The organism is Thiocapsa roseopersicina (assembly GCF_900106925.1).
Taxonomy (GTDB): domain Bacteria; phylum Pseudomonadota; class Gammaproteobacteria; order Chromatiales; family Chromatiaceae; genus Thiocapsa; species Thiocapsa roseopersicina.
In genome coordinates, this window is sequence record NZ_FNNZ01000014.1 from 35,958 (window position 1) to 56,254 (window position 20,297).

At 63.6% G+C, this 20,297-nt stretch carries 21 protein-coding genes; 6 read left to right on the forward strand and 15 right to left on the reverse strand.

Features of this window, described 5'->3' with window-relative positions; all coding sequences use genetic code 11:
* Positions 1-58: 58 nt before the first annotated feature.
* On the reverse strand, positions 59-2,716 hold the full coding sequence (gene pepN, locus BLV04_RS14950) for an aminopeptidase N (RefSeq protein ID WP_093033747.1): 2,658 nt from the start codon (positions 2,714-2,716) through the stop codon (positions 59-61).
* Positions 2,717-2,832: 116 nt separating this feature from the next.
* Here pepN and grxC point away from each other — a divergent pair, with 116 nt between their 5' ends.
* The 3 genes from grxC to BLV04_RS14965 are packed head-to-tail and all read left to right on the forward strand — an operon-like array spanning position 2,833 to position 3,992.
* Positions 2,833-3,111, forward strand: a complete 279-nt coding sequence (gene grxC, locus BLV04_RS14955; RefSeq protein ID WP_093033749.1) for a glutaredoxin 3 — start codon at positions 2,833-2,835, stop codon at positions 3,109-3,111.
* On the forward strand, positions 3,104-3,517 hold the full coding sequence (locus tag BLV04_RS14960) for an RNA-binding S4 domain-containing protein (protein WP_093033995.1): 414 nt from the start codon (positions 3,104-3,106) through the stop codon (positions 3,515-3,517). The genes grxC and BLV04_RS14960 overlap by 8 nt, the downstream gene beginning before the upstream one ends.
* A gap of 7 nt (positions 3,518-3,524) precedes the next feature.
* On the forward strand, positions 3,525-3,992 hold the full coding sequence (locus BLV04_RS14965) for a hypothetical protein (protein ID WP_093033752.1): 468 nt from the start codon (positions 3,525-3,527) through the stop codon (positions 3,990-3,992).
* Positions 3,993-4,029: 37 nt separating this feature from the next.
* Here the strand turns inward: BLV04_RS14965 and BLV04_RS14970 are convergent, their stop codons facing one another.
* From BLV04_RS14970 to cysM, 4 genes are all read right to left on the reverse strand, one after another.
* Positions 4,030-4,599, reverse strand: a complete 570-nt coding sequence (locus tag BLV04_RS14970; RefSeq protein ID WP_245731905.1) for a L,D-transpeptidase — start codon at positions 4,597-4,599, stop codon at positions 4,030-4,032.
* A gap of 2 nt (positions 4,600-4,601) precedes the next feature.
* Complete coding sequence (locus BLV04_RS14975) at positions 4,602-5,069, reverse strand: CYTH domain-containing protein (protein WP_093033755.1); 468 nt, start codon at positions 5,067-5,069, stop codon at positions 4,602-4,604.
* A gap of 300 nt (positions 5,070-5,369) precedes the next feature.
* Positions 5,370-6,695 (reverse strand): 23S rRNA (uracil(1939)-C(5))-methyltransferase RlmD, encoded by a 1,326-nt coding sequence (gene rlmD / locus BLV04_RS14980; RefSeq protein ID WP_093033758.1) that lies wholly within the window; start codon positions 6,693-6,695, stop codon positions 5,370-5,372.
* A 50-nt stretch (positions 6,696-6,745) separates the two neighbouring features.
* Positions 6,746-7,636 (reverse strand): cysteine synthase CysM, encoded by an 891-nt coding sequence (gene cysM / locus BLV04_RS14985; RefSeq protein ID WP_093033761.1) that lies wholly within the window; start codon positions 7,634-7,636, stop codon positions 6,746-6,748.
* A 175-nt stretch (positions 7,637-7,811) separates the two neighbouring features.
* Here cysM and BLV04_RS14990 point away from each other — a divergent pair, with 175 nt between their 5' ends.
* Both BLV04_RS14990 and BLV04_RS14995 read left to right on the forward strand, forming a co-directional pair.
* Positions 7,812-8,168, forward strand: coding sequence for an Hpt domain-containing protein (locus BLV04_RS14990; protein WP_093033764.1), 357 nt, complete (start codon positions 7,812-7,814; stop codon positions 8,166-8,168).
* 499 nt (positions 8,169-8,667) lie between these two features.
* A complete protein-coding gene (locus tag BLV04_RS14995) occupies positions 8,668-10,050 on the forward strand; it encodes an undecaprenyl-phosphate glucose phosphotransferase (protein WP_245731906.1) in 1,383 nt (460 codons plus the stop codon).
* Between the two features lie 120 nt (positions 10,051-10,170).
* On the opposite strand, the gene BLV04_RS15000 is transcribed toward BLV04_RS14995, so the two are convergent.
* Both BLV04_RS15000 and BLV04_RS15005 read right to left on the reverse strand, forming a co-directional pair.
* Positions 10,171-11,124 carry an SPFH domain-containing protein gene (locus BLV04_RS15000; RefSeq protein WP_093033770.1) on the reverse strand — a complete coding sequence of 318 codons (954 nt, stop codon included), beginning with the start codon at positions 11,122-11,124 and terminating at the stop codon, positions 10,171-10,173.
* Positions 11,125-11,415: 291 nt separating this feature from the next.
* Complete coding sequence (locus BLV04_RS15005) at positions 11,416-11,883, reverse strand: NfeD family protein (protein WP_093033773.1); 468 nt, start codon at positions 11,881-11,883, stop codon at positions 11,416-11,418.
* Positions 11,884-12,221: 338 nt separating this feature from the next.
* On the opposite strand from BLV04_RS15005, the gene pap reads away from it, so the two are divergent.
* On the forward strand, positions 12,222-13,814 hold the full coding sequence (pap, locus tag BLV04_RS15010; protein WP_093033776.1) for a polyphosphate:AMP phosphotransferase: 1,593 nt from the start codon (positions 12,222-12,224) through the stop codon (positions 13,812-13,814).
* Between the two features lie 10 nt (positions 13,815-13,824).
* On the opposite strand, the gene BLV04_RS15015 is transcribed toward pap, so the two are convergent.
* The 8 genes from BLV04_RS15015 to acpP all read right to left on the reverse strand — a co-directional run bounded on the left by BLV04_RS15015 (position 13,825) and on the right by acpP (position 20,244).
* Positions 13,825-14,598 carry a TatD family hydrolase gene (locus BLV04_RS15015; RefSeq protein WP_093033778.1) on the reverse strand — a complete coding sequence of 258 codons (774 nt, stop codon included), beginning with the start codon at positions 14,596-14,598 and terminating at the stop codon, positions 13,825-13,827.
* Positions 14,599-14,620: 22 nt separating this feature from the next.
* On the reverse strand, positions 14,621-14,992 hold the full coding sequence (locus tag BLV04_RS15020) for a PilZ domain-containing protein (RefSeq protein WP_093033780.1): 372 nt from the start codon (positions 14,990-14,992) through the stop codon (positions 14,621-14,623).
* A gap of 3 nt (positions 14,993-14,995) precedes the next feature.
* Entirely contained in the window at positions 14,996-16,024 is a 1,029-nt protein-coding gene (gene holB, locus BLV04_RS15025; RefSeq protein ID WP_093033782.1) for a DNA polymerase III subunit delta', read from the reverse strand.
* Positions 16,021-16,722 carry a dTMP kinase gene (tmk, locus tag BLV04_RS15030; protein ID WP_093033784.1) on the reverse strand — a complete coding sequence of 234 codons (702 nt, stop codon included), beginning with the start codon at positions 16,720-16,722 and terminating at the stop codon, positions 16,021-16,023. The genes holB and tmk overlap by 4 nt, the downstream gene beginning before the upstream one ends.
* Positions 16,719-17,720, reverse strand: coding sequence for an endolytic transglycosylase MltG (gene mltG / locus BLV04_RS15035; RefSeq protein WP_093033787.1), 1,002 nt, complete (start codon positions 17,718-17,720; stop codon positions 16,719-16,721). The genes tmk and mltG overlap by 4 nt, the downstream gene beginning before the upstream one ends.
* Positions 17,717-18,559: an aminodeoxychorismate lyase gene (gene pabC / locus BLV04_RS15040; RefSeq protein ID WP_245731907.1), complete on the reverse strand. Its 843-nt coding sequence runs from the start codon at positions 18,557-18,559 to the stop codon at positions 17,717-17,719. Before pabC ends, mltG begins: the two co-directional genes overlap by 4 nt.
* A gap of 94 nt (positions 18,560-18,653) precedes the next feature.
* Positions 18,654-19,892, reverse strand: a complete 1,239-nt coding sequence (gene fabF, locus BLV04_RS15045) for a beta-ketoacyl-ACP synthase II (protein ID WP_093033790.1) — start codon at positions 19,890-19,892, stop codon at positions 18,654-18,656.
* Between the two features lie 115 nt (positions 19,893-20,007).
* Complete coding sequence (gene acpP, locus BLV04_RS15050) at positions 20,008-20,244, reverse strand: acyl carrier protein (protein ID WP_007194668.1); 237 nt, start codon at positions 20,242-20,244, stop codon at positions 20,008-20,010.
* Positions 20,245-20,297: the final 53 nt, after the last annotated feature.

The following is a 20,297-nucleotide window of genomic DNA, read 5'->3' on the forward strand; positions in this document are numbered from 1 at the left end:
CGGCCGGGATGCTCATTCCCGGAAATCGCCTAAGGAGTCGTCCAGAGGCCATTGAGGATCATCGGGCCGGATGCTCCGAATCCTCCACCGCCTTGGACGCGACCTCGAAGGTGTCGCTGGAGAGCTCCTCGGCCGCGAGGATGCGCTCGATCTCGGCGCGCATCAGCGCCTGACGGCCCGCGTCGTAGCGGCGCCACCGGATGAGCGCCTTGAGAAGCCGTGCCGCGATCTGCGGATTCAGCGGATCCAGCTCCAGCACCCGGTCTGCGAGGAATCGATAGCCGCTGCCGTCGCGGGCGTGGAATCGTGCCGGATTGGCCGTGCAGAAGGCACCGACGAGGCTACGCACCCGATTCGGATTGCGCAGCGAAAAGTCCGGGTGCAGCAGCAGGCCGGTCACCGCGCCTAAGGTTCCTTCGCGGCTGCTGGTCGCCTGGACACTGAACCATTTATCGATCACCAGCGGCTCTTTGGACCATCGTCGGTAAAACGCATCCAGTGCGCGCGGGCCTTCCTCGCCGCCGTGGTTCACGAGCAGACGCAGCGCGGCGATGGCGTCCGTCATGTTTCCGGCATCGGCAAACTGTGTGCGACACAGCGCGAGGCCCTGTGCGTTGCCCGCGGCCATCAGATAGCCCAAGGCGAGGTTCTTGAGCGCTCGCCGGCCGATCGCTTCGGGTGTCGGCGCATAGGGCTCGGTGTCGGCGTTGTCCCGATAGACGCGCAACAGCTCCTCGGCGAGCCGCTCGCCGAGGATATGTTGGAGCGCCGTGCGTGCCCGGTGAATCCCCTCCACATCGACGGTCTCCATCTGATCGCCGAGAGACGACTCGGAGGGCAGCGTCAGCACCTCGGCCAGCAACTCCCTATCGGTATCCGGGTCCGTCAGGGCGCCGCAAAAGGCGTCGACGAAAGGCGCCGGAACCTCGGCCGCAGGATCCGTCGTCATCGTCGAGAGGACACGCTGCATTAGGATCCGCGCGGCATTCCAGCGGGAGTAACCATCGCTGTCGTGACGCAATAGAAAGAGCAGGTCCTCGTCGTCGTAGTCGAACCTCGGCTGCACCGGAGCGGAAAATCCGCGCAGAAGAGAAGGCACCGGCCGAATGGGAATATCCACGAAGCACAGACGCGTCTCCCAATCGCGCAGCTCCAGGACGCGCGTCCCCGGATCACCTGCGTTCGGCTCGCCCTCGAGGCGCAGCGCCAGCTCCCGTCCGTCCGGATCCAGGAGTGCGATCGCAAACGGAAGATGCAGCGGGTCCTTCTCGGGCTCGCCCGGCGTCGGTGCGATCTCTTGGCGAATCAGGAGGCTGTAGGTCGCGTGCTCGGCATCATAGTGAGCCTCGATGTGCAGACAAGGGGTCCCGGCTTGGGAGTACCAGCGACGGAACTGCATGAGGTCGCGCCCGCTCGCATCCTCCATGCAGGCGACGAAATCATCCGTCGTCACGGCGTGGCCGTCATAGCGCGTGAAATACAGATCGGTGGCCTTGCGGAACAGCTCCGGGCCGAGCAAAGTCGCCTGCATCCGCACCAGCTCCGCACCCTTGTTGTAGACGGTCGCGGTGTAGAAATTATTGATCTCGACATAGGAATCGGGCCGCACCGGATGCGCCATCGGACCGCTGTCCTCAGGGAACTGATGGGCCTGAAGCAGGCGCACGTCGGCGACACGCTTCACGCCGCGCGAGCCGACATCGGCCGAGAACTCCTGATCGCGATAGACGGTGAAGCCTTCCTTGAGACTGAGCTGAAACCAGTCACGGCAGGTGATGCGGTTGCCGCTCCAGTTGTGGAAATATTCGTGCGCGATGACGCCCTCGATGCCCTGAAAATCCTCGTCCGTAGCGGTGTCGGCGCGCGCCAGCACGAACTTGTCGTTGAAGACGTTGAGGCCCTTGTTCTCCATGGCGCCCATGTTGAAATGACTCACCGCCACGATCATGTAGACGTCCAGATCGTATTCCCGACCGAAGCGCTCCTCGTCCCACCGCATCGCCTTCTTCAGCGACTGCATCGCATGGTCGCAGCGGTCCAGGTTGTGCGGCTCCACGAAGATCTGCAGGACGACATCGCGGCCGGATGCCGTCGTGAAGCGATCCTCGATCGCACTCAGGTCCCCTGCAATCAAGGCGAAGAGGTAGCTGGGTTTGGGAAAGGGATCCTCCCAGGAGACCAGGTGTCGGCCGTCGTCGAGCAGGCGCTCCTCGATCCGATTGCCGTTGGACAGGAGCACCGGGAAGCGTTCTCGGTCGGCGACGAGGGTGGTCCGATAGCGGGCCATGACATCGGGGCGGTCCAGGAAGTAGGTGACGCGCCGGAACCCCTCCGCCTCGCACTGCGTGCAGAGCATGTCGCCGGATTGGTAAAGCCCTTCGAGAGCGGTGTTGAGGTTGGGATGGATGCGCACACGCGTGTCGAGCCGGAAACGGTCCGGAACCCGCTGCAGCGTGAGCGAATCGGGTTCCACGCGGTACTCGGCAGGCGAGAGTCTGTGACCGTCGATCGCGACCTCCTCCAGATCCAGCTGCTCGCCGTCGAGCCTGAGTGTGCCGTCGCCGCGGGTCGCCGCCGGATTGCGGCGCACCTGCAAGGTAGCCTCGACGCGGGTGCGATCCGGATCCAGATCGAATCTGAGCTCGACATGATCGATCAGGAACTCGGGCGGACGATAGTCTCTGCGGTGGAGCGGGTGCGGCGTGTCGCGGTACATGATGATCCTGCTCCAGGTTCAAGGTCGGGTTGACGGCCGGCACCCCGGACGGCGAAGCTTCGCCATCATCTCCAAACCGTCGTTGAACGTCCACCGTCTGCAAGGTGAAGACCGCGATGCCTCATATCACCATGTACACCACGATGATTTGTCCCTACTGCTCGCGCGCACGCCATTTGCTCCAGCGCAAGGGCGTCGACTTCGAGGAGATCTCGGTCGAGGGCGACCGCGAGCAGATGGCGATCATGCGCCGGCGCAGTCGCCGGCAGACGGTGCCTCAGATCTTCATCGACGACCGCCATATCGGCGGTTACGACGATCTCGCGATGCTCGATGCACGCGGCGAGCTTGATCCTTTGCTCGTTCCGGTCGATGCGCGAGGCGCCGATGAGTGAAGGCAGCGGCTCGCCGGAAAGCGTTCGTCTGGATAAATGGCTCTGGGCGGCACGCTTCTTCAAGACCCGCCACCTCGCCGTCGAGGCCATCAACGGCGGCAAGATCAAGGTCAACGCCCTGCGCGCCAAACCGGCGCGGGCGATCGCGATCGGAAACCGTATCGAGATCCATAAAGGCGGTCTCGTCTGGGACATCGAGGTCCTCGGCCTGAACAAGCAACGCCGCTCGGCCACCGAAGCGGCCTTGCTCTACCGCGAGGACGAGGCGAGTCTACTCAAACGCCAGGAGATCGTGCGCGAGCGCCGCGACACAGGTGTCGGTGCGGGCGACACCTCCGGGCGACCCACCAAGCGCGATCGCCGCCTGATTCAGCGCTTCAAGATTCCTACCGATTCAGGGAGTTGAAAGCCACTTGGACAGCGATGCCTTTCGTCGAACCTATCGCGCCATCAACGAGCGCTACTGCGCCTACGAAAAAGGCATCCTAACCAATCAGTGCAGCTGCTCGGAGGCCGAGAAGTTCTGTATCGCCGAGCGCGAGGGCGTGCATTGCGGCTCCGACGAGGCACAGGAAACCTGCATCGCCCTGCTCGATCTCCTGCGCCGGCAGGCCAGGTTCGCACTCAAGACCGACGACCGGCAGCGCGCGCTGCCCCATGCGAAGGCGATGCGCCTGCAGATCGGCGGGCTACGTGGCATCGCCGTCGCACTCGATCCCGAAGCGCCCGCCCCCGCCGAGATCGCCGACGTGCGCGAACTGATCCTCGCCGCCATCGCACGTTTCGGCGCCCTCGAGCACCTGCCCTTTCCGCAGATCATGCAGCAGATCGCGGCCTATCGAGCGCTCCGAAGGCGGCGGGGATCCGACTTTCCCCGATAGAAACCAAACAATCAGAAAAGATGGGTTTCGCTGCGCTCTACCCATCCGATGGCGCTCTAACCAAGCGCTCCGAGACGGCGCGTTCCGGCTCACCCGTCCCGAGCAGAAGCACATGCGTTCCGACAGGCGTACGATCGAAGAGCTCGATCAGCTCCGGGTCGTGCATGCGGATGCAGCCGTGCGAGCGCGCGACGCCCATCGGCTCGCTCTCCGGACAGCCATGGATGTAGATGAACCGTCTCAAGGTATCGACGCAGCCGCCGCGGTTGCGGCCCGACTCGCACCCGGTCAACCAGAGGATCCGGGTCAGGATCCAATCGCGGCCTGGATGCTGCGCGGCGAACGCACTGTCATAGATCTCGCCGGTCGCCCGACGCCCGCGGAAGACGGTCCCGATCGGGCATCCCTCGCCGATACGAATCCGCACCCGATGCAGCCCCCGGGGCGTGCAGCCGCTGCCGTGCTGCTCACCTACACCCTTCAGCCCGGTCGAAACCCGATACTCGCCCAGTCTTCGCGCACCCTCGTACAGCCCGAGGGCCTGGCGGTCGATATCGATCAGGATGTGTCTGGAGCGCCACCACATGTCTTCGTTGCGCCGCACCATCTTCACCAACGACTGAACGGATGACGCGCCAGGTTCGAGTTGTAATAGCGCGGATCGTCCGACACCTCTGCCCCTGCCCAATCCGGCCGCTCGAAGGACTCGTCCTCGGACGCCAGCTCGATCTCCGCGAGCACCAGTCCTGCGTTCTCGCCGGCGAAAACATCGACCTCCCAGAGATGGCCGCCGCACCGCACCCGATGGCGCACCTTGTCGATGACCGGCAGACTGCTCAAGCTCTCCAGCATGGTCCGAGCGTCCTCGATCGGGATCTCGTACTCGAACTCGGAGCGGGTCACGCCCGTCGTCCTGCCCTTGATCGTCAGGAAGCCGCGATCCCCCTTCGCTCTTACCCGAACCGTGGCACGGCCCGCCTCCGCCAGATAGCCTTGGAGAATCGGCTCGCGGTCCTCGATGGCATCGCGCCAAGATGCGTTCTTCACCAGAAACTTACGCTCGATTTCAAGGCCCATAAACCGTGCCCGGAGTGGAAATATAAAACTCATCAGGTTCGCATGTGCCGAGCAACCATAAGCCTTTTAGTCGGCGCGGTTTAATACGGACAAGCGTGCGTAGGGTGGACAAGCGCAGCGCAGTCCACCAGCACCGGCGCGAGGTTCGGTGGACTTCGCTCTCGCTTGTCCACCCTACCGGCGGGGGATGACCCCATTGACCCTCCTCAAAATTCCTGAATCGCGTCAGCTCCGAAGAACCATGGTCAGCCGCACATTCGCACAGGCCAACAGCCCCGAACGCCGCGCCGAAGACGCGATTCAGCAACGCTCGAACAAGGCCATCGACTCGACATGGGCCGTCTGCGGAAACATATCCATGACCCCCGCCGAAACAAGCCGATAACCAAGCGCATTCACGAGACGATCGGCGTCGCGCGCAAGGGTCGTCGGATAGCAGGACACATAGAGCACCCTCTCCACCCCGAGCCGCGGCAGCCAGTCGAGCACGGCGAGCGCGCCGCTGCGGGGCGGGTCCAGCAGAGCCTTGGTGAAGCCCTCGCGCGACCAGGGCTCCTGATCGAGCGCGCCATATAGATCAGCCGTATAGAAACGTGCGTTCCCGATCTTGTTCAACTCTGCGTTCGCCTGCGCGCGCGCCACCAATCCGGCATCGCCTTCCACCCCGACAACCGCCTCGGCCTGACGGGCGAGCGGCAAGGTGAAGTTACCCACGCCGCAGAAGAGGTCCAAAACCCGTTCATCGGCCTGGACATCCAGGAGTGCGAGCGCCTGGTCGAGCATCGATCGATTCAGCTCCAGGTTGACTTGGGTGAAGTCGGTCGGCTCGAACTCGATCCGAAGATCGTAGCGCGGCAGCTCGTAATGCAGGGTGATCCCCTGACCGGGCAGCGGCCGGATGCTCTCAGGTCCGGCCTCCTGAAGATAGATGTGGAAACCCTCGCTCTCGCCGAGCGCCTCGAGCACGCCCAAGTCGGCAGCACTCGGCGGAGTCAAGGCGCGGAACACCAAGACCGGCGGTGTGTCGCCCATCGCCACCTCGATCTGGGGCACCTGCTCGCGGATGCTCAGGGCATCCACCGCGGCACCGATCGCCTGCAGATGCGCCCCGACACTCGGGTGGAGCACCTCGCAGCGGCCGATGTCGGTGATGAAGGCATTGCCCCGCTCGCGAAAACCCACCAGTGTTCGGCCTTTCTTCGCCACATAGCGCACACCGAGCCGCGCCTTGCGGCGGTACCCCCAAGCGCCCGCCGTCAAGGGCGCAAGCCAGGTCTGCGGGGTCACCTTCCCGATGCGCGAGAGCACATCCGCAAGGCTGTCCCGCTTGGCGCGAATCTGGGCACCCGCCTCCATATGCTGCAGGCTGCAACCCCCGCAGACACCGAAGTGGCTGCATTTGGGCACCACGCGCTCCGGCGACGGCCTCAACACCTCGACGACGACACCTTCGTCGAAGCGACGCTGGATGCGCGTATACCGGAAACGCACCCGCTCACCCGCCAGTGCACCGTCGATAAAGACCGCCTTGCCGTCGAAGTGCGCCAATCCGCGACCCTCGTGCGTGAGGCCCTCGATCTCGGCCTCGACAGGCTCCTGCGGAAGTGGTTTGCGTTTTCTCGACACGGCTTCCGTCCTCGACACTCAAGCTGTAAACCGAAAACCCGGGGTCCGTTCTAGGCAGGAAAGACCCCGGTCGACAGATAACGATCGCCGCGGTCACAGACGATCGCCACGATGACCGCGTCATGCACCTCCCGGGAGAGTCTCAAGGCGGCGGCGATACAACCGCCGGACGAAACCCCCGCGAAGATCCCTTCCCTTGCGGCCAACTCGCGGGCGGTCTGCTCTGCGAGATCTTGAGTGACATCGATGATGCGATCCACGCCGGCAGGATCGAAAATTTTCGGCAGATAGGCCTCGGGCCACCTGCGAATCCCCGGAATGCTGGAACCTTCCTCGGGTTGGACACCGACGATCCGGATCGCCGGATTCTGCTCCTTAAGATAACGCCCCGTCCCCATGATGGTCCCGGTCGTACCCATTGCGCTGACAAAATGCGTGACCTGCCCGTCGGTATCGCGCCAGATCTCCGGACCTGTCGACTCGTAGTGAGCGGCCGGATTGTCCGGATTCGAGAACTGATCGAGCCGTATCCCCTCCCCGCGCGCCTCCATCGCGTTGGCCAGATCGATTGCCGCCTCCATGCTCCCGGCCTTGGGCGTCAGGATGATCTCGGCGCCGAAGCTGCGCATGACGCCACGCCGCTCGGCGCTCATGTGCTCGGGCATGATCAGTACCATCCGATAGCCCTTGATCGCCGCCGCCATGGCGAGCGCGATGCCCGTGTTGCCGCTGGTCGCCTCGATGAGCGTGTCGCCGGGTTTGATCGTCCCGCGCTCCTCGGCACGACGGATCATGTTCACGGCCGGTCGGTCCTTGACCGATCCAGCGGGATTGTTGCCCTCGAGCTTCGCTAGAACGAGGTTGTCGCTGTCGCCGGGAAGGCGCTGTAGTCTGACGAGCGGCGTACGGCCGACGAAATCTTCGATCGTTGGATAGGACATCTTCTCTGCTCACATCGGCATCGCGCCGCGGGACGAGGTTGGCTATATTCATTCTGCACCAGCATCGAACATCGACCAAGCGGCAACGCCACTCGGCCGTCTCTGTCTGGACGTTGCGGGCCGATTACCTTTAGAGTGTCGGATTCGTGGCGACCTTTTCCGGACGGCGATACGCATGATCGATCAACGCTCAAAGCTTGACGGCTTGCCGGCTCGAGACGACGGCGCCACACTCGCGAGCGCGGGTGGAGACGCCGATCTCGCTCGCGAGTTGCTCGACGTCTTGCTGGCGGGGTTGCCCGCCGAGATCGAGGAGCTTCGGGCCTGCATTGAGGAGGGCGACTGGAGCGCACTGGCCGAGCACGCGCATCAGGTGCGCGGGGCAACCCGATATTGCGGCGTCCCGGCGTTGGACGAAGCGATCGAAGCGTTGGAACGCACGGCACGGCGGGGCGATCCGGTGCTCGTATCGGGCGATTTCGACGCTGTCGAGTCGCAAGCAAGACGTCTCGTCGAAGCGTTGCGCGGTTGACGGGCGCCCGCCGGCAGAGGCATGCCATGGGCGGAGTCGCGCTCCGATCAAGGGATGACGCCGTTCCGGAACATTCCGACGTTTTTTGACGGTATCCGATGCCGTATCGAGCTGTCACAGTCATCGGCGCAGCACTTCACGCGCGACCTCAACGACCTTGCGGCGAGGCATCACGTCACAAAGCCGCTGCGTAGCGTCAAGAAACAGCATATACACTCGATGCGTTCAATTGCAGCGTCTCGATTCCCAGTTTGGCGCAAAATTTGCCTTCAGAGCCTTATCCGTTCGATCAAGTCGATAATCGCCCGATCCGAGGTCGATCATGTTTCCGGAAGAACTCTCCGCGAGGTTGCTGAAGAGCGTGACTGTGGTCGATCCGAACGCAAGAGAGCAAGGGGTTCCCAGAGACGACGACCCACGCCAGACGACCCGAAAACTTTCCGATCAAGCTCTGGCGGTTGCAGAGAGTCTCAGAACATCTACGATCGCCGCATCCGTCTTGACCGGAGTCGTCCGTGTTGTCGATGCCGTGATCGTTGCATCGCTCGGCGCACTGACGTTGGTGTCGTCGGCCGGCGCAGTCGCCGTGCATCCCGTTGCGGTTTTGGCGATCCTCGCAGGCGTCGTTTTGGTCACGCTGGTGTTTCAGGCGGCGGACTGTTATCAAGTCTCCGTCATGCGTACGCTGCTGCCGCAGCTGACGCGTATCATGATCGCCCTCTCCCTGATTTTCGGAGCCTTCTTCGCGGCCCCGCTCCTGCTCGATTACACACCCGCACTCCCATCGGATTGGCTCGGGGTCTGGTTTACCGTGACGCTCTTCGCGCTGCTCGGTATGCGCATCGGACTCGCCTTTCTGCTGCGTCACTGGACCAGGGCCGGCCGTTTGGAGCACCGCGCGGTCATCGTGGGCGGAGGCGAGGCGGCCGCCGATCTCATTCGGGATATCCAAAAGCAACCGAGCTACGCAATTCGCATCTGCGGGATCTTCGACGACCGCAAGAACGACCGATCGCCGGCCATCGTCGCGGGATACCCGAAACTCGGCAGCGTCGCCGATTTGGTCGAGTTTGCACGCATCGCCCACGTCGACATGCTGATCGTGACGATCCCGATCAATGCGGAGCGGCGTCTGCTTGAGTTTCTTAAACAGCTCTGGGTACTGCCGGTCGATATCCGGCTTTCGGCACACACCGCCAGTCTGGATTTTCGCGATCGCGCCTCCTCGTTCATCGGGGGCGTGCCCTTTGTCGACGTAGTGGACAAGCCGGTCGCGGACTGGGATGCGATCGTCAAGCGGACCCTGGACCTGCTGGTCGCCAGTGCCGCTTTGCTCCTCTTGTCCCCCGTCATGCTTGCGACGGCGCTCGCGATCCGGCTGGACAGTCCGGGGCCCATACTCTTCCGGCAGAAACGCTATGGGTTCAACAACGAGGTCATCGAGGTCTTCAAATTCCGGTCGATGTATCACCACCTGTCCGATCCGCTCGCCAAGCGCGTCGTCACCAAGGGCGATTCACGGATCACCCGGGTCGGGCGCTTCATCCGCAAGGCATCAATCGACGAGCTCCCGCAGCTTTTCAACGTCTTGAGCGGCGAGCTGTCGCTTGTCGGTCCGCGCCCTCATGCGGTGAACGCACATACCAACGAACGTCTCTGGGAACAGGTTGTAGACGGCTATTTCGCCCGCCACAAGGTCAAACCGGGCATCACCGGATGGGCGCAGGTCAACGGCTGGCGGGGCGAGGTCGACACGCCCGAAAAAATTCACAAGCGAGTCGAGTACGATATCTACTACATCGAGAACTGGTCGATCCTGTTCGACCTCTACATCATGCTCAGAACGCCTTTCGCACTCTTCAACACCGAAAACGCCTATTGACTTTGCCCCCGGGATCGACCGGAAACCGAAGTCAAGAGCCGGAGGCGCGCCTTCTACGGCGCCGATTCAGGGGTTGGCTCGGCTCACCCCGGCCAACCCCTATCACCATCGATCCCGTCTTCAGGGCCGACTCGCCTCGGTCGTATTCACCGCCTGTAGTGTCTTGGCCAATCCCGCCACTGCCGCACCGATATTGCTAAGCTCAGCGGGCAAGATCAGCGTGGTCCCGGACTGAGCGATGCGTCCGAACTCGCGCACGTACTGCTCGGCAATGCGCAGACTCACGGCATCCTTCCCGCCGGGCTTCTGGATAGCCGCAGCGATCCGTTCGATTCCGATCGCGGTCGCCTCGGCGAGCATCTGAATCTCGCGCGCCTTGCCCTCGGCCTCGTTGATTTGCTTTTCCTTCTCGGCTTCCGAGAGATTGATGACCTGGATCTTCTGGCCCTCGGAGATATTGATCTTCTCTTGGCGCTCGCCCTCCGAGCGCGCCACCACCGCGCGGCGCTCGCGCTCGGCACGCATCTGCTGCTCGAGTGCGTCCGTGATGGTGCCCGGCATCACGATGTCCGCGATCTCGTAGCGCATGACCTTCACACCCCAGGGTTGCGCGGCATCGTCGAGTGCGCTCACAACCTCTTCGTTCAGCCTGCTGCGCTCCTCGAAGGTCCGGTCCAGCTCGATCTGACCGATGATGGAGCGAAGCGTCGTCTGCGCCAGACTCATGGATGCGAATCGATAGTCCGTGATGCCGTAGCTCGCTGACTGGGGATCGATTACCTGAAGGTAGAGGACGCCGTCCACGCTCACGGCGATGTTGTCCTTGGTGATGCACTGCTGCTTGGGGACATCGAGCGCCTCCTCCTTCAGGGTATGCCGGTAGGCGACCCGATCCACGAAAGGGATCAGGATGTGGAATCCGGCATCCAGGGTGCGCGAATAGCGCCCCAACCGCTCGATGATATAGGCCGATCGCTGGGGAACGATCTGCGCCGTCTTGGCCAACGCGATCACGATCACCGCCACCGCGACGAGCGAAATCAGGGTGCTGATGCTGAGGTACATGTCATCCATCGTGCCGTTTCTCCCCTAAGTAACGTGTCAGATATAAGTTGAGCACCGAATCCGATCGTTGTCGTTGTCGTTGTCGTTGTCGTTGTCGTAATCGGATTCCGGACGACAACGACAACGACAAATTCTGCGTCGGCGTGCTCAAGACTTACGGCGTAAAGGATGCCAATTCTCGCAAATCGCCTAACCCCCTGCCGGAAGCCGCGCTCGCGGATACTGCGAACCGTCGGTCGACGCGGGTTCGACGAGACAGCAAGATCGCTCTCTCCGTACCGACACGCCTCCTGCCTGGACTCAAGATTTGCGCGTGCTCGGAGGCTTTGAGCTGACGATCAGGACAAGTCCTCGCCGGCCGGTGAGCCAGACCGGATCGCCCGCATGGATGGGATCCGGTGACTCGGCATTCCAGCGCACACCGTTCAGGGTCACCACACCCGCACCCTGCAGGAAATCGGTCTGTGCCCGTGCCCGCGTACCCTCGGGCAGCACTTCGCTGCCGCCCCCACCAGTCTCGACCTGCCCCCGGAACCAGGGCTTGAGGCGATGACGTGCGAGCAACAAAAGCCCGGCACCCAGCACACCGAACAGCAGGATCTGGGCGGGCGGATCGATCGGGACATCGATAAAGAGCAGCAGTCCGATCAGCAGCGCGGCGATACCGAAGAAGACGGCAATCACGCCGGGGAGCGCGAGCTCGGACAAGATCAGCAGGACACCGATCAGGGTCCAAAGGGAGGCAGGGGTAAAGGTCCAGTCGATCATGGAAAGGCTCGTGCCGATCGCTCCATCCGTCACCGTGATCAGCCCGAACTCTAACACCCCAACGGCCGCGTAGCATACGTCGATGCCCTCCGGAAAATCTGACGATTTCGTAACAGTCCGTAAGTCTTCACATTAAAAGACCTAAAGGGCGTCTCCCGCGATGTCTGTAGAGCAGCACAAGGCTGCGCCAACTCGAATGGAGTCTTTACCCTGCCGGACGCGCTTTAGAATGCTTGCTCGATCGCCCCCATGCGAAGACCATAGCCCTGAAGTCGGCCGTTTTCACGCCTGGAGTACCCGGGACCGGAAGCGAATCCCGCATCACGAGGATATGACGCATGTTCGAATCGACAAAGGTGGGGCGTTCGGTCAGCAAGGACGACTTCAAAGAGCAACAGGAGGACTTGCGCACCCAGCTGCTCTTGGCTCAACGCGACCTGAAGGACTCCGATATCCCGGTCGTCGTTCTCATCTCGGGCGTCGAGGCGGCAGGCAAGGGCGAGGTGGTGAACCGACTCAACGAATGGTTGGATACGCGCGGCGTTCAAACCTTCGCCTTCTGGGACGAGACCGACGAGGAGCGCGCACGTCCGCGCTACTGGCGCTTTTGGCGCTCCATGCCGCCCCGCGGGGAGATCTCGATCCTCTTCGGTGGCTGGTATCAGACCCCGATCGAGCATCGCTTCCAGGGGCATTGCAGCGACGCGGAGCTCGACGGGGAGCTCAACCGCATCGTCGACTTCGAGCACATGCTCATCCAAGACGGCGCACTCATCCTGAAGTTCTGGTTCCACATGTCCGAAGAGGACCAGAAGGCACGTCTAAAGGAGCTCTCCCGCGACGACAAGAGTCGCTGGAAGATGCTCCCCGACAAGAGCAAATTCTCCGAGCAGTACGCCGCGTTCGAGCAGGTTGCAGAGCGGGTCATCCGCCACACCGATCGCGGTGACTGCCCCTGGTATCTGGTGGAGGCCGAGGACAGGCGCTACCGCGATCTCACCGTCGGAAAGACCCTGCTGCACGCCATCCGTTCGCGTCTGCGCGAGACCCCGCCGGACGAGCCAAAGACCAGCGGCGGCAGTCCGGAGCTGCCGAGCGGCGCGAATGCCCAGATCACGCTCCTGGATCAACTGGACCTCTCGCTTGCCTTGGACAAGGACACCTACAAGGCGGAGATGAAGCGCCTGCAGACCGAGATCAACGAGCTGGCCTGGAGTGCCTACAACCAGAAGCGATCGACCGTCCTGGTGTTCGAGGGTGTGGATGCCGGCGGCAAGGGCGGCGCGATCCGTCGGATCACGACCGCCGTCGATGCACGCCTCTATCGCGCCATCCCGGTCGCCGCGCCGACCGACGAGGAGAAGTCACACCACTATCTATGGCGTTTCTGGCGTCACATCCCGCGGGCGGGCTACATTACACTCTACGATCGATCCTGGTACGGACGTGTCCTGGTCGAGCGGGTGGAGGGTTTTGCCGGCGATGCCGAATGGCGCCGCGCCTACTCGGAGATCAATCGCTTTGAGGAGCAGTTGGTGGACAGCGGCGTCATCCTGCTCAAATTCTGGATCCACATCAGTCAAGACGAGCAGTTGCGGCGCTTCAAGGATCGCGAGAGTGTCCCGTACAAGCAATACAAGATCACCGACGACGACTGGCGCAACCGCGAGAAATGGCCGCAATACAAGGACGCGATCAACGAGATGGTGGTGCGCACCAGCACCAAACATGCGGCTTGGACACTGGTGGAGGGCAACGACAAACCCTACGCTCGGATCAAGGTGCTCAAGACGGTGTGCGACACCGTTCGGGAGGCGCTCAAACACGCCCCCGAACCGACGTCCGGTTATCTGCCCTGCGGCGAGAAACGCCCCGAGCAGACGAAGCCCGAGCAGACGAAGAAGGCGTCGAACGGCAAATCCGAGTCTTGAGAGGGATGCCTTAGGCGATGGAGAACAGTCGGAAGTAATTCTCGCGCGTGACCGCGGCGATCTCCGCCGGATCCATCCCGCGCAGCTCGGCGATACGGCTCGCGACATGGGCGACCATCTTGGGCTCGTTGGGTTTGCCGCGATGGGGCATGGGTGCAAGGTAGGGCGAATCGGTTTCGATGAGCAGGCGATCGAGCGGGACGCGGCGCGCGACGTCGCGCAGCTCCTCGGCGTTTTTGAAGGTGACGATCCCGGAAAACGAGACATAAAAACCCAGATCCATGCCGGCCTTCGCCATCTCCCAATTCTCGGTGAAGCAGTGCAGCACCCCGCCGACGGCATCGGCACCCTCCTCCCGCAAGATCTCGATCGTATCCTCGCGGGCATCGCGCGTGTGGATGATCAGCGGCTTGCCGCAGGCGCGTGCCGCGGCAATGTGGACGCGGAAACGCTCGCGCTGCCGAGCTGGATCGAGATCGCGATGGAAATAGTCCAGTCCGGTCTCCCCGATCGCGACGTTTCGCGGATCCGCCGCCAGCGACACCAGGGTCTCCACGGTCGGCTCCTCGCCGTGCTCCTGGTTCGGATGCACACCGACCGAAACGGCGACCTGCGCGAAGGGATCGACCAAGCGTCGCATGTCCGGATAGTGCTCCAGATCGATCGAGACGCAGAGCATGTGCGTGACGCCCGCGTCGGCGGTCGCCTGCATGAGCCCGGAGAAGTCGCCCTCGTAGCGGCGAAGATCCACGCGATCGAGGTGACAATGGGAATCGACGAGCATTCACTCTCCTAGAGGGTTTGGCCTACATGGTGTGTGTCGGGCGATCCGAGTTGAGCGCGCCGACGAGATAGTCCTCGATCTTGCGGCGTGCCATGCCCTTGTCCTGGTCGCTGAACTGCACGCCGACCCCGATCGCACGGCTGCCCTCGGCACCCGGCGGCGTTACCCAGACCACCTTGCCCGCAACCGGGATGCGGTCGGTCTCCTCCATCAACTGCAGCAGCAGAAAGATCTCGTCGCCGAGCTGGTAGCGTTTCGTCGTCGGGATGAAGAGCCCGCCGTTTTTCACGAACGGCATGAAGGCAGCATAGAGCGCACCCTTGTCCTTTATCGCGAAGCTGAGGATACGCTGCTGTCCCGCGAGGGACCCGGTGGACGCGCCCGGTATCGCCATGGTTCAAGATCTCCTGAGGGCTTGCCCCGCACCGACGCGGAGCCATTCGATCGACAAGGATTCCAGCACCAGTTGGGGGTTTGCCCTGGTTTCCACCAGAGCACGGGCACGCAGGACGCGTTGCAGAAGCCGATGCAGCGCAGCGGGCTCCAGACGCCGAGCGAGCGTGCGCAGGGCTTCGCGTTGATCCGGATTATCGAGCCGGACCGGATGCTCGCTTGCTGCCAGACGCACCAGATCGACCAGCCATCCGGCCAACCAATCCAAGCATAGTCGTGGCCCGAGGCCGTTCCAAGCCGCCGCCTCTATGAGCGGGTCGCGCTCGCCGCGCGCGATCGCGAGAAACCCGGCGATGCGCTCGCGGCGCTGCTCGAGCCGCGCGTCGTCGAGCTCGTCCAAAGCACACAGCGGTCCACCGTGCGCCAGGCAGAGGCGCAATGCGGCGGTCTCCTCCGGGATCCGTCCGGACAGCCACGCCAGGGCATCCGCCGTGGATGGCGTCGGGATACGGATCTGCCCGCAGCGGCTGCGGATGGTCGCCGGTAGGCGTCCGGGCTGCTCCGTCACCAGGACGATGAGCGCAGCACCGGGCGGCTCCTCGAGTGTCTTGAGCAGGGCGTTCGCCGCCGCCGCGTTGAGATGATCCGCAGGATCCACGAGGGTGACCTTCCACGCGGCGCGGCTCGGGGTCAGTGCACCCCGCTCCACCAACGCGCGGATTGCCGCCACCGGGATCTCTTCGGATTTCGCCTCGGGATCCGGGCCGACACGCAACAGATCGGGATGGCTCTCGGCGGCGATCAGGGCGCAATCCGCGCAGCGTCCGCAGGCGAGTCCGTCCGCCGTCGGCGCACCGCACAGCATCGAGCGGGCCAGCAGCTCGACGAGATGGCGCTTGCCGATGCCGCGTGGACCGCTGAACAAGAGGCCATGCGCGAGTCGCCCGTCTCGGCGCGCCTGATCCAAGCGCACCCAATCCTCCGCAAGCCAGGGCAAAGGCGCATCGAATGCGAGCGGTGTCGGGCCGGTCACGGTGCGGACCCGGCGCCGGACTCAATCCCGGCGTCGCGCCGCCGGGTCTCGACGAGGTCACGCAACGCTTGGCCCGCCTGCTCGCCGACGACGCTCAAGGGCGCAGCCGCATCGATCCGACGATAGCGCGCCGGGCTCGCGTGCGCCCGCTCGAGATAGACCGCGCGCACCGCATCGAAGAAGTGCAGGGTCTCCGACTCGAATCGATCGGCGGCCCCGCGACCGCGTGCGCGCGCGAGCCCGAGCGCCGGCTCGAGATCGAACAGGAGGGTCAGATCCGGGCGCAAGTCGCCCTGAACCAGTGTCTCGAGCACTGCGATGCGCTCCGGATTCAACCCACGCCCTCCCCCTTGATAGGCATAGGTCGCGTCGGTAAAGCGATCGCAAAGCACCCAGGCGCCGGAATCGAGTGCTGGACGGATCGTCTTGGCCAGATGCTCGGCGCGTGCCGCGAACATGAGGAGCAGCTCGGCGATCTCGTCCATCCCGGTGTTGGCCGAATCGAGCAGCAGGGCGCGGATCCGCTCGGCGATCGGCGAGCCTCCGGGCTCGCGCGTCGTCACGACCGCGATCCCCAGCGAGGACAGGAGCGCCGAGAGCCGGGCGATGTGCGTGGACTTCCCCGCACCCTCGATACCTTCGAGAGTAATCAAGCAGCCTCGCTCCGGTTTCGGACTCACCGCGGTCGACAGGCTCATGGCTCACCCAGAATATAGCGGCGAACCGCTCGATTGTGCGCGTCGAGCGTGTCCGAGAAGACATGCGTGCCGTCGCCGCGCGAGACGAAATAGAGGCTATCCCCGTCGGCGGGGTTGAGGACCGCATGAATGGCTGCGCGCCCGGGCAAGGCGATGGGTGTCGGCGGCAGGCCGTCGATGACATAGGTGTTGTAGGCGGTAGCCTCGCGTAGATCGGCGCGCCCGATTCGACCCGCGTAACGATCGCCCATGCCGTAGATGACAGTAGGATCGGTTTGCAGGCGCATCCCCTTGCGCAGTCGGCGCACGAAGACACCCGCGATCTCCGGGCGTTCGTGAGCCGCGCCCGTCTCCTTCTCGACGATCGAGGCGAGGATCAGGGCCTCGTAAGGGCTGCCGATCGGCAGCCCGTCACTGCGCTCCGCCCACTCTTCGGCCAAGACCTGCTCCATGCGCTCGAAGGCACGTTGCAGGACCGACAGGCGCGGAGTGTCGCGCGGGAAGCGGTAGGTGTCCGGGAAAAGACGCCCTTCCGGATGCTCCCCGGGACGGCCGAGCTTGGCCATCAGGTCCTCGTCGGACAGATTCGACAGGTCTCCGCTGAATCGATCCTGAGCCTCGATCGCCTCGACGGCTTGCCGAAAGGTCCAGCCCTCGACCAGGGTGACGGGATGCTGCACGACCTGGCCGGAGGTGATACGCGCCAAGGCATCGACCGGCGTCATCCCGGCGGTCAGCTCGAACTCGCCGGCCTTGATCCGGGCCTGATCACCTTGCCGGTAGGCCAAGGCGATGAAGTAATAGGGGTGTTGCAGAATGCCTTCGTCGGTCATCCGACGCGCCAAGGCGCGCAGCGAGGTCCCGCGAGGAATATCGAGGATCCTGCTCTCCTCGGCCAACGGCAACGGCGCCTTGATGAAGGCGCCGTAGTCGAGCCAGAGACCGGTGCCGATCGCACCTGCTGCGAGCACCAGAACGAGTAGGACGCGTGCGATCATGGATCCGACCATTCAGGTGTATGCGCCGTTCGACGGACGGCGCTCAAGAGATCAAGCGGCAGACGTTCGGGGTCGAGCAGCCGATCCGCAAGACGGGAAACCGGCCAGACGCCGATCCGCGCGTTCGTCAGGAAGAGTCCGACCGCCTCCTCGATCATCCTTCGCGTGACCGGTCGCTCGACACAGGCGATCCCGGCCCGCGAGGCCGCCTCGATTGCGACCGCACGCACCGTTCCGGCAAGGCCGCTACGCGTCACCGAGGGTGTGGCGAGCGCGACACCGTCCCAGACAAACAGATTCGTCATCGTCCCGCCCACGAAGGAACCGGCCTCGTCGCACATCAGACCCTCGGCGATCTCCGGGTCATCCCATTCCCGCCGGGCAAGCACCGCGTCCAAGCGGTTGAGATGTTTGATCCCGGCCAGATGCGAATTCACGGATGCGGGGGTTTCGCAAAATCGAATTGCGACACCGCCGTCTATCCATGGATCGCTACTCGGGGACGATGCATAGGACAGCAGGATGCGCCGGGGGTGCGGAGTGGCGGGAGGGCGGTAACCGCGACCGCCGACGCCGCGGGTGAGGATCAGCTTCAGAAGGCCGTGATCGAGCTCGGTGCCGATCCGGACTGCCTCGTCACGCAACATCGATGGAGACGGCCTCGGAAGCCCCAGCCGATCGGCGCCGAGCGCGAGACGCGCCATATGGCGGTCCCACAGACAGGGCATGCCGTCGCGGATCAGAATCGTCTCGAATAGACCGTCGCCGTAATGCAGTCCGCGATCCCCGACGGAGATCCGGTCGTGCTCGCGCCCATCCACCAGGACGCGCTGAATCACTGCCCCCGCGACGCCCTCTTCATCCGACGGATCGGCAATCGGAGACGAAGGCGACGAGCCGACCAAACGACGTCGACCGGCCCCGAAGGCAACCCTAAAGTCGACGAAAGGCCAGGGTGCCGTTGGTGCCGCCGAATCCGAACGAGTTGGTCAATGCGACATCGATGCGCATCTCTCGAGCGGTATTGGGAACATAGTCGAGATCGCAGTCCGGATCCGGCGTCTCGTAGTTGATGGTCGGCGGTGCAGTCTGATCGCGAAGAGCGAGGATCGTGAAGATCGCCTCGGCACCCCCGGCCGCGCCCAACATATGCCCGGTCATGGATTTGGTCGAGCTCACAGGGATCTCGTAGGCGCGCTGGCCGAACGCACGTTTGATGGCCATGGTTTCGGCCACGTCGCCGGCCGGCGTCGAGGTTCCGTGCGCGTTGATGTAGTGCACCTGTTCCTTGTCGAGACCGGCATCCGCGAGGGCGAGCAGCATGCAGTCGCAGGCACCTTCGCCGTTCTCCGACGGCGCGGTCATGTGATAGGCATCGGAGTTCATGCCGACGCCGACCAGCTCGGCATAGATGGTGGCACCGCGCGCCTTGGCGCGCTCGTACTCCTCGAGCACCACGACGCCTGCACCGTCGCTGAGGACGAAGCCGTCGCGATCGCGATCGAACGGCCGGCTGGCCGCCTCGGGCGCATCGTTGCGGGTGGAGAGCGCACGGGCCGCGGCAAAGCCTCCGAGTCCGACCGGCGAGGTCGCCATCTCGGCGCCGCCCGCGATCATGACATCCACGTAGCCGTGGCGGATCATGATCGCCGCCTCGCCGATGTTATGGGTCGCCGTGCTGCACGCGGAAACGATGGAATAGTTCGGCCCCTTGAGTCCGAACTTAATCGAGAGATTACCGGCGACCATGTTGATGATGTTGGCCGGCACGAAGAAGGGCGAGATCCGACGCGGTCCCTTGGTCCGATAGGCCTCGTAGTTGTTCTCGATGCCCGTAATCCCGCCGATCCCCGACCCGATCGCCACACCGATGCGGCGACGGTTGGAGTCATCGATCTCGAGCCCGGCGTCGGCGATCGCCTGACAGCCGGCAGCCATGCCGTAATGGATGAACTTATCCATCTTTTTGGCTTCTTTTTCAGAGATGTAATCGCTGATTTCGAAGCCGTAGATCGGGCCACCGAAGCGAGTGCTGAACGGCTCGATATCGAAATGGGTGATGGGTTTGATCCCGCTTTTGCCGGCGAGGATGTTGTCCCAGGAGGACTTGACGTCCAAACCGACCGGCGCCACGAGGCCCAAACCGGTGACCACTACCCTTCTGCCTGACATTGCCTACCCCTTTCGTTCGAAACGCGATATTCGACGCTCGCCGCCGCACCGGCATCCAGCTGCGGCCGACGGCCTTCGAGCCTCGGAGCACCCGACCCGGGTGCCGGACACCTGCCTAGGCTTGGTGCTGATTGATGTAGTTGATGGCCTGTTGGACGGTGGTGATCTTCTCCGCGTCCTCGTCCGGAATCTCGGTTTCGAACTCTTCTTCGAGGGCCATGACCAATTCAACCGTGTCGAGTGAGTCCGCGCCCAGATCGTCGACGAAGGACGCCTCCGAGGTCACTTCCTCTTCCTTGACGCCAAGTTGCTCGACAACGATTTTGCGGACTCGATCTTCAACGCTGCTCATGGGACTGATTCCTCCGGATGAATAAAGGTGGCCCTCGCTGGACCAGGCGGTAT